This is a genomic window from Lentzea sp. NBRC 105346, assembly GCF_030269605.1.
Taxonomy (GTDB): Bacteria; Actinomycetota; Actinomycetes; order Mycobacteriales; family Pseudonocardiaceae; genus Lentzea.
Genome location: NZ_BSTQ01000004.1, coordinates 343,625 through 359,941, shown reverse-complemented (window position 1 = coordinate 359,941; position 16,317 = coordinate 343,625). Strand labels below are relative to the sequence as shown.

Annotated in this window: 11 protein-coding genes and 1 tRNA gene; 4 read left to right on the top strand and 8 right to left on the bottom strand. The window is 67.8% G+C overall.

Features of this window, described 5'->3' with window-relative positions:
- Nucleotides 1-33: 33 nt before the first annotated feature.
- On the bottom strand, nucleotides 34-1,557 hold the full coding sequence (locus QSK35_RS11530) for an SDR family oxidoreductase (protein WP_285745092.1): 1,524 nt from the start codon (nucleotides 1,555-1,557) through the stop codon (nucleotides 34-36).
- 63 nt (nucleotides 1,558-1,620) lie between these two features.
- Between QSK35_RS11530 and QSK35_RS11525 the strand changes: the two genes are divergently transcribed.
- A tRNA-Arg gene (locus tag QSK35_RS11525) sits at nucleotides 1,621-1,692 on the top strand.
- Nucleotides 1,693-1,835: 143 nt separating this feature from the next.
- Here QSK35_RS11525 and QSK35_RS11520 read toward each other — a convergent pair.
- The 3 genes from QSK35_RS11520 to QSK35_RS11510 all read right to left on the bottom strand — a co-directional run bounded on the left by QSK35_RS11520 (nucleotide 1,836) and on the right by QSK35_RS11510 (nucleotide 9,907).
- Nucleotides 1,836-2,519 carry a sigma-70 family RNA polymerase sigma factor gene (locus tag QSK35_RS11520; RefSeq protein WP_285745090.1) on the bottom strand — a complete coding sequence of 228 codons (684 nt, stop codon included), beginning with the start codon at nucleotides 2,517-2,519 and terminating at the stop codon, nucleotides 1,836-1,838.
- A gap of 393 nt (nucleotides 2,520-2,912) precedes the next feature.
- Nucleotides 2,913-3,245, bottom strand: coding sequence for a hypothetical protein (locus QSK35_RS11515; protein WP_285745088.1), 333 nt, complete (start codon nucleotides 3,243-3,245; stop codon nucleotides 2,913-2,915).
- Nucleotides 3,242-9,907 (bottom strand): RHS repeat-associated core domain-containing protein, encoded by a 6,666-nt coding sequence (locus tag QSK35_RS11510; RefSeq protein WP_285745086.1) that lies wholly within the window; start codon nucleotides 9,905-9,907, stop codon nucleotides 3,242-3,244. Before QSK35_RS11510 ends, QSK35_RS11515 begins: the two co-directional genes overlap by 4 nt.
- Nucleotides 9,908-10,173: 266 nt before the next feature.
- Between QSK35_RS11510 and QSK35_RS11505 the strand changes: the two genes are divergently transcribed.
- Genes QSK35_RS11505 through QSK35_RS11495 form a run of 3 tightly spaced genes read left to right on the top strand, consistent with a single transcriptional unit; the run spans nucleotide 10,174 to nucleotide 13,483 of the window.
- Complete coding sequence (locus tag QSK35_RS11505; protein ID WP_285745084.1) at nucleotides 10,174-11,217, top strand: YncE family protein; 1,044 nt, start codon at nucleotides 10,174-10,176, stop codon at nucleotides 11,215-11,217.
- 19 nt (nucleotides 11,218-11,236) lie between these two features.
- Nucleotides 11,237-12,601, top strand: a complete 1,365-nt coding sequence (locus tag QSK35_RS11500) for a hypothetical protein (protein WP_285745082.1) — start codon at nucleotides 11,237-11,239, stop codon at nucleotides 12,599-12,601.
- 12 nt (nucleotides 12,602-12,613) lie between these two features.
- Complete coding sequence (locus tag QSK35_RS11495; protein ID WP_285745080.1) at nucleotides 12,614-13,483, top strand: tachylectin-related carbohydrate-binding protein; 870 nt, start codon at nucleotides 12,614-12,616, stop codon at nucleotides 13,481-13,483.
- Nucleotides 13,484-13,489: 6 nt separating this feature from the next.
- Here QSK35_RS11495 and QSK35_RS11490 read toward each other — a convergent pair whose 3' ends face one another.
- Genes QSK35_RS11490 through QSK35_RS11475 form a run of 4 tightly spaced genes read right to left on the bottom strand, consistent with a single transcriptional unit; the run spans nucleotide 13,490 to nucleotide 16,288 of the window.
- Entirely contained in the window at nucleotides 13,490-14,077 is a 588-nt protein-coding gene (locus QSK35_RS11490; RefSeq protein WP_285745079.1) for a hypothetical protein, read from the bottom strand.
- Nucleotides 14,078-14,108: 31 nt separating this feature from the next.
- Complete coding sequence (locus QSK35_RS11485; protein WP_285745077.1) at nucleotides 14,109-14,654, bottom strand: WxL domain-containing protein; 546 nt, start codon at nucleotides 14,652-14,654, stop codon at nucleotides 14,109-14,111.
- Nucleotides 14,655-14,709: 55 nt separating this feature from the next.
- On the bottom strand, nucleotides 14,710-15,705 hold the full coding sequence (locus tag QSK35_RS11480; protein ID WP_285745075.1) for a hypothetical protein: 996 nt from the start codon (nucleotides 15,703-15,705) through the stop codon (nucleotides 14,710-14,712).
- A 37-nt stretch (nucleotides 15,706-15,742) separates the two neighbouring features.
- Entirely contained in the window at nucleotides 15,743-16,288 is a 546-nt protein-coding gene (locus QSK35_RS11475) for a WxL domain-containing protein (protein ID WP_285745073.1), read from the bottom strand.
- Nucleotides 16,289-16,317: the final 29 nt, after the last annotated feature.

The following is a 16,317-nucleotide window of genomic DNA, read 5'->3' as shown; positions in this document are numbered from 1 at the left end:
GTCAAACATATAGCGATATGCGCATGAGTGCAATTACCGTTGCCAGATCCGATCGGCCAGTTTGGCCGCCAGACGCACGAGACCAGGCGAAATCCGGTTCAGCGCGCGCACCAGATGAGACTCCAGGGTGACGGGCACAACTCTCCGGTTGGTCTCCACCGCCTTGAGCACGGCCTTCGCCACCTTCTCAGGCCCGAAGCCACGAAGTTCGTAGAGTCTCTTCACCGCTTGGCGCTTCTTCTGCTGGTCACCGGCGAACGTCGCCGACGTGGTGATGTTCGTGTTGACCGGCCCTGGGCAGATCGCCGTGACGCCGATTCCGTGCTTTTTGAGTTCGGCGTTCAGGCATTCGGCGAGCATGAGCACCGCCGCCTTGGTGGTCGAGTAGGCCGGCAGCGCCGTCGTCGGGAAGTACCCGGCCATGCTCGCGGTGATCACGATGTGCCCGCCCTGCGCCCGTTCGACCATAGGTTTCACGAACGCTTTGACCGTGTGGACGACACCCCAGAGGTTGACGTCGACGACCTTGCGCCAACTCTCTTCGGACGTCTCCAGGAACGACCCCGCGACCGCGATCCCGGCGTTGGCCATCACGACGTCCGGCACGCCGTGCTCCTCGATGACTTTTTTGGCGAGGTCGTGGACAGCCTCGCTGTCGGTCACGTCGACCTGGTAGTCACTCGTCTCTTTGTCGACACCAAGGGCTTTCCATCCTTGGCTGTTGAAGGCTTCCTTGGTCGCCTTGCCGATCCCGCTCGCCGCACCGGTGATCAGCACCGTCCTTTGTGGCCGCTCGTCGTTGATGAACTCCTTGACGATCCTGGCCACCTGCTCGGGGTGCGTACGCGGCGCCCAGTGGCCGCTGACGAGCTTGGTCCTGGTGAGGTTCTTGGCGAACGGCTCCGCGGCCTCGAGGTGATGCTTGGTGACGAACGGGTCCTTGGTCAACTGGACCTGCAGCGTCCTCGTGGTGATCGTTAGCGGCGTCTTCGCCTTGAAGATGTTGGCGCGATAGAGGTTCAGGCCGTTCTTCGCGTCCCTCCACGTTGCCCGCAAACGCTTGCGGACTAGCCACATGCCGATCTCTGCGGCTTTGGGGATCAGGAACAGCGCGATGTACCAGGAGTGCAGCGCGGTGCCGATCGCTTTGACCGGGTGCCGGCGCATCCAGTGGGTGACGTGGGCGATGCTCGGGCCGGAGATGCTGGTGAAGCTCAGGAACAGGTCCGGGTACTTCGCGACGGCGTGCCACGACTGCATCGAGCCCCAGTCGTGAGCGACCAGGTGCACCTTCCGGTCGCCGATGACCCTCGCCATGTCCTGTGCGAGCTCGTCCAGGGTGTAGCTGGTCGCTTTGTCTGACTTGCCGTGGCCTCGGACGTCGTAGCGGACTACGTGGAAGTCCTTGCTGAGGGTTCGAGCTAGTCCGTCCCAGATGGTGGAGTTGTCCGGGTAGCCGTGGACCAGGAGGACCGTCGGGTTGGACTCGTTGCCCTCCTCGCGGACGTGAAGCCGCAGGTCACCGACGTCTACGGAACGCTCGCGTACCGGATCCATACTTCGGAGGGTAGGCGGTGAAAACCGCTCCGGCCAGACTGCTAGGATCTACAACGTCACTGAGCCCCCGTAGCTCAGGGGATAGAGCACCGCCCTCCGGAGGCGGGTGCGCAGGTTCGAATCCTGCCGGGGGCATCGAAGACCGAAGGGCGGCGTGTGTTCGCGGAAAGCGCGAACCTCGTCGCCCTTCGAGTGTTTTCTGGGGGCCTAACCCCCGGACCCCCATGGTGGTTTGACTGGTCCGTGGGTTTGGTTCCCGCGTGGGGCATTACGTTTGATCAGCATTCCTGCCCTGCGCGAACGCGGTCAAAGGCGCCTGGGAACCCTTGTGCTGACAGGGATTCGCGGAGTCGGACCAGCGCGCGGTGTTGCGCTACCCGGACCGCACCCGGCGTCAGTCCGACCGCCTCGGCGGTCTCCTCGGCTGACAGGCCCGCCACCACCCGCAGCAGGAGGATTTCTCGGTGCCGCTCCGAGAGGATTCGCAGGAGCTGAGCCAGTTGATCCGACAGCTCACTCCGCAGAGCCCGCTGCTCCGGACCGGCCTCGATCCCCGGAGCGTCCGGGAGTTCCGGGACCGGCTCCGAGCGGTTCCTGGCGGCAGACCGATGCGCGTCGGCGACCTTGTGCGCCGCGATGCCGTACACGAACGCGATGAAGGATCGCTTCTGGTCGCGATAGGTGGGCAATGCCTTCAGCACCGCCATACACACTTCCTGGGCCACGTCGTCCGCCGACGTGAAAGACCGTTCCTGCCTGCCGACACGGGCGCGGCAATACCGCACCACCAGGGGACGAATGCTCGCCAGCAGGCGCTCTATCGCCCGAAGGTCGCCATTAGCGGCCGCGCCCACCTCGGCGTCGCACGGGTTCAGCTTTGTCTCGAAGTCCAAACCTGTGGCCACAGACGAGGGCGACCTCAGGTCTCGCCCGTCGAGCGGCTGTTCCACGTCGATGCCCATCTTGGTCACCCCTTCGATCTATTGCGGCGAGACGTGCCGGCTCAACATGAACTGCGGACGATCGGGTACACATCTGAGCAAAACGTGAAAACTTTTCGCTCCGTGACCGGTCGAATACTGTCGGATAATCGCGACGGAGGACGTTGAGCAAGCCGATTTCACGACGGAAAAGGAGTTATCCGGCACATCGGTGATCAGACCAACGACGGACGGCGTGGTTGAGCAGGTGAATGCTCGCTCTGCCAACCCGCGCAGACGGATTGGCGTGCACCCTTCCTCGGCCTTATAGGCGTGCCGAAGGACTTGATGTGTTCACACCGATTCGTTGTGCCTCCATGAGGATCGACACTCGCTCGAACCTCCGAGTGGCCGGACGAGTTCACCCCTCCGCCATCAGGCGTCAGCTTCGCCCGCCCCATCGGGCTTCACGTAGCCCGGACGGTCGGCGTCCACTTCGTACGAGATGATCACGTCATGCTCGACTCGCACGTTGAGCCAGTAGTCGCGCCCGCAGGCCGGGCACTCCGCGTATGCCTCGCCCGCGAAATTCCCGTTCTCCGGGCGATGGGTGGGTGTACGGACTCCTTTGCCTTCCCAGGTGAGCTGGTCGCCCACGCGGTAGGAGGTCAACTCGCGCAATCCGAACCTGAACTCGGCGTTGAGGGTCGAGACGACGCCGCAGTGTGGGCACGGTGCCGTCACCTCAAGGTAGTTGTAAATGCTCATGGCATGACCCTACGGATCGGGATGGGCGAGTTCTTGAGTGTCTTCGTCACGAAGTTGAACAGTCTCTTCTCCATTGTCACCGCGGTATAGCCGGTCGCGCAGGCGAAGGCACAGAGCGCTGCGTCGCCACGTCCCTGGGCGTCCCGCACCGAGTTGAACGCCGTTTGGAACTCCGACGTGCCCGCAACCTGAGCGGCGCGTGCGCCATCGAACAGCTCGATGCCTTCCTCCTGCATGAACTCGCGCCTGCCGGGTCCACCCGCTAGGAACTCGCGGTACTGGTTGGGCGTCACGTAGGTCGTTCCAGCGCGGATCTCGTCGAGTGCGCCCTGGTGTCCTTTTTGTGCATTCACCATAAGGTCGGTATCAGCGAAGATCGGATCACGCCGTGGCGTGCCGGCCCCACCTCCCAGCCGGATGGATCCTCGGTCGTTTGCCAGAACAGTTCCTGCGCGGTCCTTCAGTCCACTCCAGGTACGTCCTGCGGCGGCGGTAGCCCGGCTCGTCATGTTTCTTGCCGGGCCGGCGAGTTTGCCGGCGCCGGGCATTGCCGCGCCAAGTAGGGCACCCGCGGCGACCTGGTCGAGGTCGACCCGACCGGTGGTCAGGTACTGGCCGGCGGCGCTGCCCGCGGCGCTGGACAGCGCACCGGCGGCGACGGTGCCCATGCCGCCGGTCGCGTAGGCGACGACTCCGCTGACGGCGCCGGACACTCCGCCGACGGCGGCGCAGCTCAGGATCGCTTGCCCGTCCGGGCAGTCCAGTGCGCCGCCGACCGCCCCGCCCACGGTGAACGCTGCCACCACGCAACCGAAAGAGCCGACGCCGGCGGTCAGTGCCGCACAGCCGAGGAACGTCACCGCACCGGCGGCGACCGACGCGACGGTGGCGAGTGCGGCCTTGGGGTCGTGGGTGAGGTGGTAGACGGTGTTCTGGATGTTGGTGACGATTGGCGCGGCGTGGTGTTGCACCACGTCGGCGACCGTTGAGGCGGCGCCGCGTGCCGCGCTCCAGGCTTCCGAGACAGCGGAGCCGGCCTGGGTGGCCGCCTCACCGATTGCGGAACCGGCCTCGTCCAGGCGGTCGCCTACCCAGTCCGCCGCCTGCTTCACGAAGCTGGTGACGTCGTTCCAGCTGGGCAGGCTCCAGTGGCCGTCGGGGTCGAAGTAGTTGAGCGGGTCGGCGTTGGCGTAGGTGTAGCGGTTGAGAGTGACCGGCGACGTCAGGTCGCCCACCACGTCGTCGACAGTGGTGAAGCGGCCGGTCGCGGGGTCGTAGCTGCGGGCACCCATGTCCACGAGGCCCGAGTCGGTGAGCATTGACTGGAAGCCGAGCGGGACCGGTGCTGTACCGGTTTTAGTGGCGTTGCCGAAGGCGTCGTACACCGAAGTGTGTTGCACTGCACCGGTTGCAGCGTTGGCGAGCATGCCGATGTCGCCGTGGAGGGTCTGCCAGACCCGTGCGCTGCCGCCGTTCTGCGTGGCCTCGGCCAGCAGGGCACCGGACGGATCCCGCACCAGATCGGTCTTCGTGCCGCCGGCTCGGTATTGCGACAGCTCGGTCGAGGTGCCGTTGTAGGACAACGCGTTGCCGCGGCTGGTGCTGGTGCGGCCCAGGGCGTCGCGGCCGTAGGTGACGGAAACCGTGCCGTTGCGGGCGGAGGTGAGCTCACCGAAGGCGTTGTAGTCGTAGTGCGTGCTCACGCCGGACCGGGTGGCGTCGGTCAGGTTGCCGTCGGCGTCGTAGGTGTAGGTGCTGCCGTCCGAGGCGCCGGTCAGGTGGCCGGCCTCGTCGTAGGCGGACACGACTCCGGAAGCGCTGGTGCGGTTGCCGTCGGCGTCCCAGGCGTAGGTCGTGGTGCCGGCCGAAGTGAGTCGGCCGGCGTCGTCGTAGCCGAACGCGGTGGTGTTGCTCGCCGCGTTGCCGGGCATGGTTTGCGTGAGGCTGCTGATCTGGCCGTCGGGCGAGTACTGCGCGCTGACGACGTACGTGCCGCCGCCGGACTTGACCGACGTCGGTCGGCGGGCGGCGTCCAGCGTACGGGTCTCGTTGCCTGCGGTCGGGCTGACCGACGTCTTGGTGACCTGGCGGAGGCTGTAGTCGTAGGTGTAGTTGAGGTTGGTGCCGCCACGTACCTGGGAGAGCAGGCCCGAGGTGCCGTAAAGAAAAGTCGTGGTGGCACCGCCCGGCGGGGTGCGGGCCGACAGGCGCTGTGCGGCGTCGTAGGCGTAGGTCGTGTCGCCGAGGGCGTCGGTGCTGCGGCTGAGCAGGCCGCGGTTGTCGTAGCCGAACCCCAGGTTGCCCGCGGAGGTCAGTCGGCCAGCGGCGTCGTAGCCGTAGGTGCGGGTGTCCGTGCCTGCGATGCGCTGGGTCAGCCTGCCCGCCGCGTCGTAGTTGTTGGCTACCACTCGGCCGGACGGGTAGGTGGTGCCGGTCAGCCTGCCCGCGCCGTCGTAGGAGAACCGGGTGGTCGCGCCGCGTGGATCCACTTCGGACGATGTGCGGCCGGTCGCGTCGTAGGAGTAGGTGTAGGTGCCGCCGCGGGGCAGGGTCAGCGTGGTCAGTTCGCCTGCCGCGTCGTAGGTGTAACGGCTGGTGTTGCCCAGGGCGTCCGCGGCGGTGAGCACGCGGCCGGCCTGGTCATAGGTTCGTGTCCGGGTGTGGCCGCTTGGTGGCGTCACGGTCAGCACGTTTCCAGCGGCGTCGTAGCCGTAGGTCGTGCGCTGTTGCAACGGGTTGACGCTCGCCGTCTGCCGGCCTCGCACGTCGTACTCGAACTTGCTGATCTGGTTGTACTCGTCGTCGTAGGCGACGAGGTGGCCCATCGCGTCGTAGGTGGACTCGCGCGCATAGCCGAACGAGGTGACCTTCGTCAGCCTGCCGAGGACGTCGTAGACGTTCGTGACCTTGACGCCGGCCGGGTCGGTGCTGGTGAGCACGTTGCCGTCCAGGTCGTAGGTGTCCACCCAGGACGCTCCGGTGGCGTCGCTGCGCACCGCGGCCCGCCCCGCCGGGTCATATCCGATGGCCTGCACGACACCGGTCGGATCGGTGGACCTGGTCATCCGCCCCAACGCGTCGTAGGCGTAGCTGGTCTCGTTGCCCAGCGGATCCTTCGCGCCAACCGCGTGGTTGGCCGCGTCGTAGGCGTAGGTCCAGGCGGCGCCGATGCGGTCGGTGCGCCGCGTCAGGTTGCCCACCGCGTCGTAGGCGAACGTCTCCACGGCGGCGTCCGGCCACGTGCGTTTGGTCAGCCGGCCCAGGCTGTCGTACTCGCCGCTCGTGGTCCGGCCGAGCGGATCGGCGGCCGACGTGGCGTGCCCGGCCAGGTCGTAGCCGATGCTCGTGGGCGCGCCGGTCGGATCGGTCTGCTTGACCAGGTTGCCGTCGGCGTCGTACTCGATCGTCGTGGCGGCGCCTCGGCCGTCCACGGTCCTGATCACCTGACCTGCGGCGTCGGTGAAGGTCATCTGCACGACGCCGAGCGGGTCGCTGACCGTCGTGGTGCGCGCGGCATCGTCGTAGCCGATCGTGCTGACCACGCCGGCCTGGTCGGTGCGGCTGATCTGGCGACCGAGGTCGTCGTAGGCGACGACGACCGTCTTGCCCAGCGGATCCGTTGTGACAGTGGGGTTTCCGGCCGCGTCGTAGGCCTGCAGCCACTTGCGGCCCAGCGGGGTCGTGGACTGGGTCAGCCGGCCCAGCAGGTTGTAGGCGAACGAGCGCGTCGCCCCGTCCGGGGTCTGCACCTTCACCGCGCGGCCCGCGCGGTCGTACATCGTCTGCACGACCTGCCCGAGTGCGTCGATGATCCGGATCGACCGGCCCGCCGGGTCGTACTCGGTCCTGGTGACCGCGTCCGCCGGATCGGTGACTTGGGTGGGCCAGCCCTCGACGGAGTACTGGCGGGTGACGACGCCGCCGCGCGGGTCGGTGACCTTGACCGGCCGTCCCGCGGCGTCGTACTCGACCGTGGTGCGGCCGCCCGCGGGATCGATCGACACGGCGAGCCTGCCCGCACCGTCGTACTCGTAGCGCGTGGTTCCCGACGGGTCGCTGGACGTGGTCTTGCGGCGGTCCTCGTCGAAGGTGATCGCATAGGTGCCGCCGCGGGGCTGCGTGATCCGCTCCGGCTCGTCCCACGTCGTGTACGTGATCGTGCGCCGGCGGCCCAGCGGGTCGGTGGTCGCGACCGGGCGCCCCTGCGGATCGTTGTCGTAGGTGGTGACGGCGCCGGTCTCGTCGGTGACGCCGGCCCGGTCGCCGTTGGCGGCGTAGTCGTAGGTCGCGTTGCGGCCCAACGGATCCGTGCGGCCGATCAGCTGCCCGCGCGAGTTGAACGCGTAGCGCCACAGCTTGCCGCGCTGGTCGGTGACCGTGGCCAACCGGCCCGCACCGTCGTAGGTGCGGGTGATCGTGGTGCCGTCGCCGAAGGTCGTCACCAGCGGCTGGTGCGCGGCGAACGTCGATCGCACGACCAGGCCCTGCGGGTCGACCTTCGTCGCCGGATCGCCGTTGCTGTCGAAGAGAGTCGTGCTCGCGGCCGGCCCGTAGCCGGTCATCGGCACCGTCGGCACACCGGTCACCACGGTGACCGCGCGGCCCTCGCCGTCGTAGACCACGTGCCGGCCGCTGCCGCCCACGACCTGGTCGACCACCAGCCGGCCGCCGGCGTCGTAGTCCTGCTGGACATGCGATCCGTCGGGCAGGTCGATCGTGGTGCGCCGGTTGGCCGGGTCGTAGTGGAAGGTGGACCGCCCGGTGCCCTCCTGCTCGACCCATACGACCTTGCCGTTGGCGTCGTACTCGGCGGCGAGCTTCGTGCGGCCCGACGGCGTGGTGACCTTCGTCAGCCGGCCGTTGCCGTCGTAGGAATACGTTTCCGTCTTGCCGTCCACGCCGGTCGCCGCGGCCAGGCGGTCGTCGGTGTAGGCGAAGCCCGCCGACCGGCCGGTGGCGTCGTTGACCGAACGCAGCTTCCCACCGGAACGCGTGTAGGCCAGGAACCGGCCCGAGACTCCGGTGACGCGGTCCAGCTGCCCTTCAGTGCGGGCGATGTCGACCTTGTGCCCCGCATCCCCCAGCAGCATCCCGGTCAACGCGCCGCCCGGATCGAACTGGTAGGTGTCCTGCCCAGGTGTGGTCACCTGGGAACCGTTGGCGTCACTGGAGAATCCCGCCGACACGCCCGGTGCCGGCGTGTATCCCGCCGCCGGATCCATGCCGAACGACACCGAACGACCGTCCGCGGTGGACATCGTCGCCGTGCCGTTCACCGTCGACAACGCCTCCGAGAACGCCGAGCTCCAGCCGGCCCCGGCGTCACCGGACGTCGTGTCGGAGCGGTAGGTGCGGGTAGCGGTCACCTGCTTGCCCGCGTCCTGCACGGCGAGGTCGCTCGCCTGATAGGTCAGCACGCCGGACTGCGCGTCAACCGGCCCGTACCGCGGCGCCGAGGTCTCGTTCACGCCGCCGGGCACCGGCGCGGGCGCACCCGACAGAGCCGGCTGCACGGCCTTGACGTACCCCGTCACCGGGTACTTGCCCCTCGAGCCGTCCGGGCACTGGGTCGCCGTGTTGAGCGTCCACTGTGGACTAGCTGCCGAGGCCTCCGAGGTGGTGGCACAGGCGGGCGGCTTCTGCGTGTTGAGGTTGTAGCCCCACCAGTTGGTCGAGTAGTCCTGCAGCTGCTCGTACGACGCTCCGTACGATCCGATGCCACCAGCGATGTGGTTGTACCGCACGTCGACCATGGCACGGGTCGGCGCCGTGCCGGGTGCGGACACCGCCATCCTGCTGTTGACGGTGTTGAACCAGAACCGGGACTTCTTCGCACCGAGTGCGAAGAACCCGTGCATGCTGAACGAGTTCTCGAAGGTGTTCCCGACCGCGTCGACCGCGCCACCCATCGCGGAGATACCACACTGCGAACGCGCGAACCGGCTGTTGTACACCCCGACGAACCCGAGAGCGGCAGGATCGGCGTTCGTGGACAGCCCGTTGATCATCGAATCGGTGATCGACGAGTTCGACACGATCAACCGCGCGGCAGAAGAGTTCGTCCCAACCGCGGCATAGGACTGGCACGCGATGCTCGAGCCCCAGCCGCCGTAGCGGACATCGGTGTAGTCCAGCACCGACACCGGCCGCTTCGTCGCCGGCTCGAGCGAGGAACCGTACAGCCTGACCTGGTACCAGTCCCCGGCCTTGGGCTGCGACGCCGAACCGTCGCCATTGGTGTCACCGGCGACCGTGTCGTCCTTGATCGAGGTGATCACCACGTGCTGCGCCGGGGTCCCCAGCGACAGGAGCTGTCCGTCGACCGAGATCTCCGCGTAGTGGTCGGTGCCGCTGTCGAGCTTGATCACGGTGCCGGGCAACAACGTCAGCGACGCCCGTTCCTCGATCTTCAGCCGCCCCTTGAGCACATAGGGCGAACCCAGCGGGCCCCACACCGTGTCCGTCGCGATCAGGCCGTTCGACACCACGGTCGGGCCGGGCGTGGTCACCGTCCGCACCACGGGTGCCGGGTTCACAGCTGCCGGTGGTGACGCCGGTACCGCCGCGACGGCCGTCTCCGTGGTGACCACCGCGGCCACCTGCAGGCCCACCAACCCGGCCACGACCAAGCCCAACCGGCGCACACCGCGGCGACCGAACATCCGACCCTCCAAGCACCCAGCGGACGACCTGTTCCTGACGTGAATTGCGGTCGCGTCAGTGCCCGACTGAGGAAAACCTGAAGAAACTTCGCAATGCAGCCAGGTGGGCACTCTGTGTGACCAGGTCAAGAGAGCCGCACCAAGTGCCTCGCGCCAACGAGGGTCACAGCTGCATAACGAACTGCCATTTGGTCACTCCTAGTGATAAAGAGCCGCCCTCTCCGGTCGCTCCTTCAGCCAGTCGAGTGAGACGAGAGGGGCCTGGCATGACGACCGAGTACCGACCGGTCTCCCGGCGCACGCTCCTGACCGCCGCACTGGGAGGTGCGGCCGCCGGGATCGCCGGCCAGAGCCTGATCGCCGGTGCGGCTGCCGCGGAGCAAGGACCCAAGCTGTTGGTCGGCACCGTCGACGGGCTGGGCAACGGGCTCCTGCTGCTGTCCGACCCCGGTCTGACCGGGACACCGGCTTCGCTCGCCGTGAACGGCCGGCCGAACGACATCGCGGGCACGCCGGACGGGCTGTGTGCTTACGTGGCAACGCAGTCCGGGCCGGGACTGAGCATTGTGGACATCGGTGCCCGCCGGGTCACCGGCGAGATCGGGGTGGGCGGGTTCGCGAACCAGGCGGTCGTCTCGCCCGACGGCAAGGTGGTCTACGTCGCGAGCGGCTCCAGCGGGGCGGGCGGCTCACGTGGTCACGTCGCCGTGGTCGACGCGGCGAATGGTGAGGTCAAGGCGAGGATCCAGGCGGGGTTGCTGCCGAGCCACCTGGCGATCACACCGGACGGCAGGCGCCTGTTCGTCGGTGATGAGCGCGCCAAGGGCGTCACGGTGATCGACACGGCGAAGCAGCAGGTCTCCGGGTCGTTCAAGACCGAGAAGACCCCGCTGCAGCTCGCGATCGATCCCAAGGGCAAGCGGCTGTACGTCACCACGCAGCGGGAGTTGGTCACGTTCGACCTCGGCACGGGCAACGCGTCCGGCGTGACCGCGCTGGAGGGCAGACCCGGCGGACTCGCGGTGCATCCGAACGGGAACTTCGCGGTGGTCAGTGTCCACACCGGACGCACGTCGCCGGCGGCGCTGGTGGTCGTGAACGTCAACTCCGGCAAGGTGTTGACCCGGTGGGACAACGGTCGGGCGTACGGCCCGGTCGCACTGAACCACGACGGCGGCACGGCGTTCGTGCTCGACCAGGAGAACCGCAAGGCCACCTCCGCGGACATCGCGACCGGCAAGCCGGACAACTCGCTGCCGACTCCCAACTCCGAGAAGCCGACCTGCGTCGCCTTCGTCGAGACCGCCTGACCCACCCGGAGGAACCGCGATGCCGTTCTCGATGGCCGTCAAGACCTTGGACTACACCCCGTCCTGGCCCACCTACCCCAGCCTCTGGATGGGCGGGTACGCCGGTGCGCCGCGCGGCAACCAGGGCCAGGTGGACCGCAGGCTACGCGCCCAGTGCGTCGTCATCGACGACGGCTACGGGCCGAAGGTGATGCTGCGCATCGACGTCGTCAGCATCCCGAGATACGTCCACCAGGCGATCAGATCCAAAGTGTTGTCGTTGGTGGGCAACAACAACGGCAACTTCCTGATCATCTGCAGCCACACGCACTCCGGCCCGATGATCGGCACCACCCGGCCCGACCCGTACGTGATGATGGGCCTCACGCCCGCGGACGTCGCCGCGATCGAGGCCACCACGACCGTCTTCATCGGCCAGATGGTCACGCTGGTGCAGCAGACCCTGGCCATGACCAGAACGCCGGTCACGTTGTGGTACAAGGAAGGCAACACCACGATCGGCTACAACCGGGCGGACGGGACCAACGTCCTCACCACGGTCTCGGTGCTGATCGCCCGCCGGCAGAGCAACAACGGCCTGTTCGCCGTGTTGTTCGGCTACGCGTGCCACACCGTGTCGCGGGGCAACGACCGGGTGTTCTGCAGCGACTACCCCGGCGCCGCCACCGACGTGATCACCAACGCGCTCGGCGTGCAGGCGTTGTTCTTCCAGGGCGCCGCGGGAGACCAGGAACCCAACGACCCCCACTCGCCTGGCCAGGTCACCACTCTCGGCACGCAGCTGGGCAACAAGGTCGTCAGCATGGTGAACTCCGGCAGCTGGATCGCCGTCAACGGCCCGATCAAGACCTACTACACCGAGGTCGAGCTGCCGCTGTCCGTGGACTTCGGCGATCCGGCCGCGGTGGTCAGAGCCCGCAAGGCCTACCTCCAGCGGCTCGACAACCATCCCAGCGACGATTTCGCGTACCGGCACGCCGAGGTCATGCTCGGCCAGATCGGCGGCGCCGGGTTGCCGCGCGTGTTCCCCATGCCCATCCAGCGCTGGAACATGGGCGGCCTCAACGTCCTCGCGCTGTCACACGAGGTGCTCTCGGCGTACGAGGTGAAGCTGCAGGCCCAGACATCGGGCTCGTTGTGGGTCATGGCGTACGCCAACGAGACCGAGGGTTACGTCGCGGCCAACGACGTCCTGCAGGCCGGTGAGGTGAAGCACTTCGGCTATGAGGCCGGCTGGACCGACGACAACACGATGTCCGGCCCCGGTACGTGGACGAACTCCTACGGATGGCCCGCACCGCTGGCCTTCTCCACTGGCGCCGCCGCTGCCGGGACGACGGAGCGTGTCGTCCTCGACGCGTGCACGAAACTCATGAACCTCTGAGCGGAGAGAGCAATGGCAGGACCAAGCACCACGTTGACGGCCCGCTACGGTCTCGCTCCGGTCTACCCGTGCGACGCCGCGGGCGACCTGTACCTGTTCGAGCACGAGGCGCCGACCAACGGCGCGTTCACATGGGGCGAGAGCTACCAGATCGGTGGCGGCTGGCTGGGCCGCGTGCTCGCCGGTCCGAGCGGGTGGATGTTCGGCATCACCACCGGCGGTGAGCTGAGACTGTTGCACTACAACGGAACCCGCTGGGACGGCTTTCCCGGCGGCGGCGAGTACAAGGTGCTCGGCCAGGGTTGGTCCTACACCGCGGCGAACACCCGGAACCGGATCTCCGTCGACGAGGACGGCGTTCTGTACACCTTGGACACCAGCGGAAACCTCAAAGCGCACTACTACAACTTCGCCAAGAACCAGTGGGCGGTGCAGGGCGCGTTGCTGGACACCGGGCTGACGCAGTACAACGCGATCGTCGCCACCAGCAAGGGAGTCGTGTACATGCGCACGACGGCCGGTGCGATGTTCCGCTACCACATCGACTTCTGGTCCGGTACGAACCCGACCTGGGTGCGACCGGTCGCACAGGTCACCACGGGCTGGCAGAACCTGAAGAACATCAGCTCGCCCGGCGGCGAGGTGTTCTACGCGGTGGACTCCTCGACCGGCAACCTGCTCTGGCACAGCTACAACCCGGTGACGAAGAAGTGGGCGTCCACCGCTGGCAACGTCATCGGCACCGGCTGGAACAACGAGCAGGACGTTGTCGCGCAGTCCAACGCCTGCAGCCGCTTCGACTGGGCCACGGCGTGTACCTCGTTCGGTCCGCGAGACGGTGGTGCCGTCGTCACGCGGTTGAACGCGGTCAGGAAGAACTGAGAGCGGTCAGGCTGCCGAGTGCGTCACCGTTCCGGTGTACTCACCGGCGACCGCGGCGTCCGGGATCGTGATGACGAGGGTCGGGTTCCAGCTCACCGAGTTGTTGCCCCTGCCGGAGGTGAGCGCGAAGGCCGGCTTCCGCTCGTGAATCGGGACCCGGTTGGACTGGTTCAACTGTCCTGGCGCGGTGATCGTGTTCATGCCCGAGAACGAGGTCTGCGGGCCGGACCAGTAGGCCACGTCCTCGGCGGGAATGGTCTCACCGGCCGTCCCGCTACCGGTGGTGAAGTCGGTGGACGACACCTCGGCGGTCCAGGTCGGATTCATCAGGGCGCGCATGTCGGTGACGGTGACGGTGCCGAGGGTCGAGGTGATCGACGACGACGGGCCCGAATCCCCGAGCGCCACGGACTCCGGTGCCGAGACGGACAGCGGGCCGCTCAGGACCTCGAAGGTCGTCTCCGTCCCCGAGTTCACCATGAACGTCACGGTCGTGTCGACGTCGTCCGGATCCTCCGCGTACGCCGGGGCCACGACGGCGAAAACGAGCACGGCGACACCGGCCACGACCATTCTGACGCGTCCCGCAAGCATGAAGTCTCCATTGGCATTGGGGCTGAACGTTTCACATCACCCGGTAAGTGATCTTCCCGCTGTAGAGGGCGCCCGGACGGGCGGTGCTGGGGATCGCGACCGCGAGGGTCGGGACCCAGGAGACCCGGTTGCCGCCCGCCGTGGCGTTGGCGTAGGTGTAGACGGTCCGGGCGGAGCCGCGGTCGTTGCCCGGCGATCCAGCGGCGCCAGGGGTGATGGCCGGGGTTCCCGGTGCGACCGTTCCGGTGGCCGCACCCGGCGTGTACGTGATGCCGGTGTTCGGAATGGACGGACTCCCGGTGGCGGTGAACCCCGTGGTCGAGTACACGCCGATGGCCCATCCCTCGGCGGTGCCGCGCGCGTCGGTCACGGTCACCGCTCCGAGCAGGCCGCTGATGGTCGTGCCCGGCGTGGCGCTGCCGGTGTTGAGCGCGGCCGCCGGGGCCACCGAGACGGACAGCACGCCGCCGGTCGTCGCGAACGTGACGGTGCTGTCCGCGGCGTTCGCCGGAGTGACAGCGAAGATCACGACCGCGGCTGCGGCCGTGAGGACTGTTCCGATGCGGTTGCCGAACACATGAGCCCCTCTCCGAGCCACGCTCAACAATCGAACACTTGCCGATGGGGACCGGTCACACCTCGATGAGACTCCCTTGTGGAGACTCCTCATCGCGCGTTCGCCGGCGTGAGACCAGCCACCGGCGCGCGAAGAACGTTCCGACCAACGCGGCCCCGACCAGCATCCCGAGACCAGCCGACAGCAAAGGGTGTCTCTCGAACCAGTTCTCGGGCCGGACCGGTCCACCCACCGTGTTGGCGGAGGCCGGAAAGGTGATCGTGGCCGTCACCACTTTTTCGATGAAGCCGCTGCGCAACGTCAGCCGCGCTTTCCACGGCCCGTCCGGCAGGTGCTGGTCGAGCACCGTGCGCACGCCCGCGGTGCGGCCCGGCAGCAACGTGACCGCGGTCGAGACCGGGAACGGGCCCGCGCTCACCCCACCAGGGCCGTCGGACAACGAGAGCTCGCCCACCATGTCCAACGCACGACCGCCGGTGTTGTGCACGCTGGCCACCACCGCGGGCCTGCGGTCGCCGTCGCGCGACGGGGTGAGGCTGCCGACGTCGAAACTCGGCGGCGGCTCACCGCCCGGCCCGACGTCGAGGTAGATCCGGACGCCGACCCTGGTGACCATCAGGACGTTGTCCGGCGTGTTGGACGGAGCGCTGGTCTCCGCCCAGATGACGCCGTAGCGCTCGCCGGTCGACGCGATGGGGTCGACCGCGATCGTCACCAGTACCTTCTCGCTGCCTCCCGGCGGCAGGTCCACGGCGGTGCGATCGAGGGAGATCCAGCTGGTCAGCTCGCTGGTGGCGCGTCCGGCCAGCGCGTTGAACGCGTCGTCGTCGATGCCGGCCGCACCGGGGAAGACCTCGATGTGTTGCGGCGCCGGGGAACTGTTCGTGACCAGCACATGCCGTTTGATGACGGCACCCGGCGCGAGGTGGTCCACGATGTAGACCTGCGCGCGGGGGTCGTCGGCACGGTTGACCGGCATCTCGAGCAGCCGGATGCCGATGCTGTTCTTGGCGTTGTCCTCCTCCGCCGGCGCGCCGGTCCCCGAGTTCACGAGGACGAACAGGCAGGTGAGCAGGACAGCGGCCTGGTCACGCCACTTGATGGCTCACCGTCCCGGAGTAGGCCGCACCCGACTTCGCGGTGACGGGAATGACGACGGCGATGGTCGGGTTCCAGGCGACCGTGTTACCTCCGGCCGTCGCGTTGGCGTACGTGTACGCCGTCAGCGCGGCCCCGGCGCTGGCGCCCGGCGAGCCGGCCGTTCCCGCAGTGATGGTCGGGCTGCCCGGAGTGTTCGTGCTCGTGGTCGCTCCGGGCGTATAAGTGACGCCGCTGTTGGTGATCGCGGTGCTCGCGGTGGCGGTGAACCCCGTCGTCGAGTACACACTCGCCGTCCAACCGGCGGCACTACCCCGCGTGTCCGTCACGGTCACGGTTCCCAGCGCGCCGGTCACCGTCCCGCCGGGAACCGTGCTGCCACCGCTCAACGTCGCCGAAGCGGGCACCGCCACGGAAAGTGTGCCGGCACTCGCGGTGAACGTGACGGTGGAGTCCACCGCGTTCGCCGGGACGGCGGCGCCGACGGCGATGGCCGCGACACCCACGACAAGAAAGCCAATGCGCTTGGTACTCACGACATCCCCAATCCTCGAAGTTGAGCTGA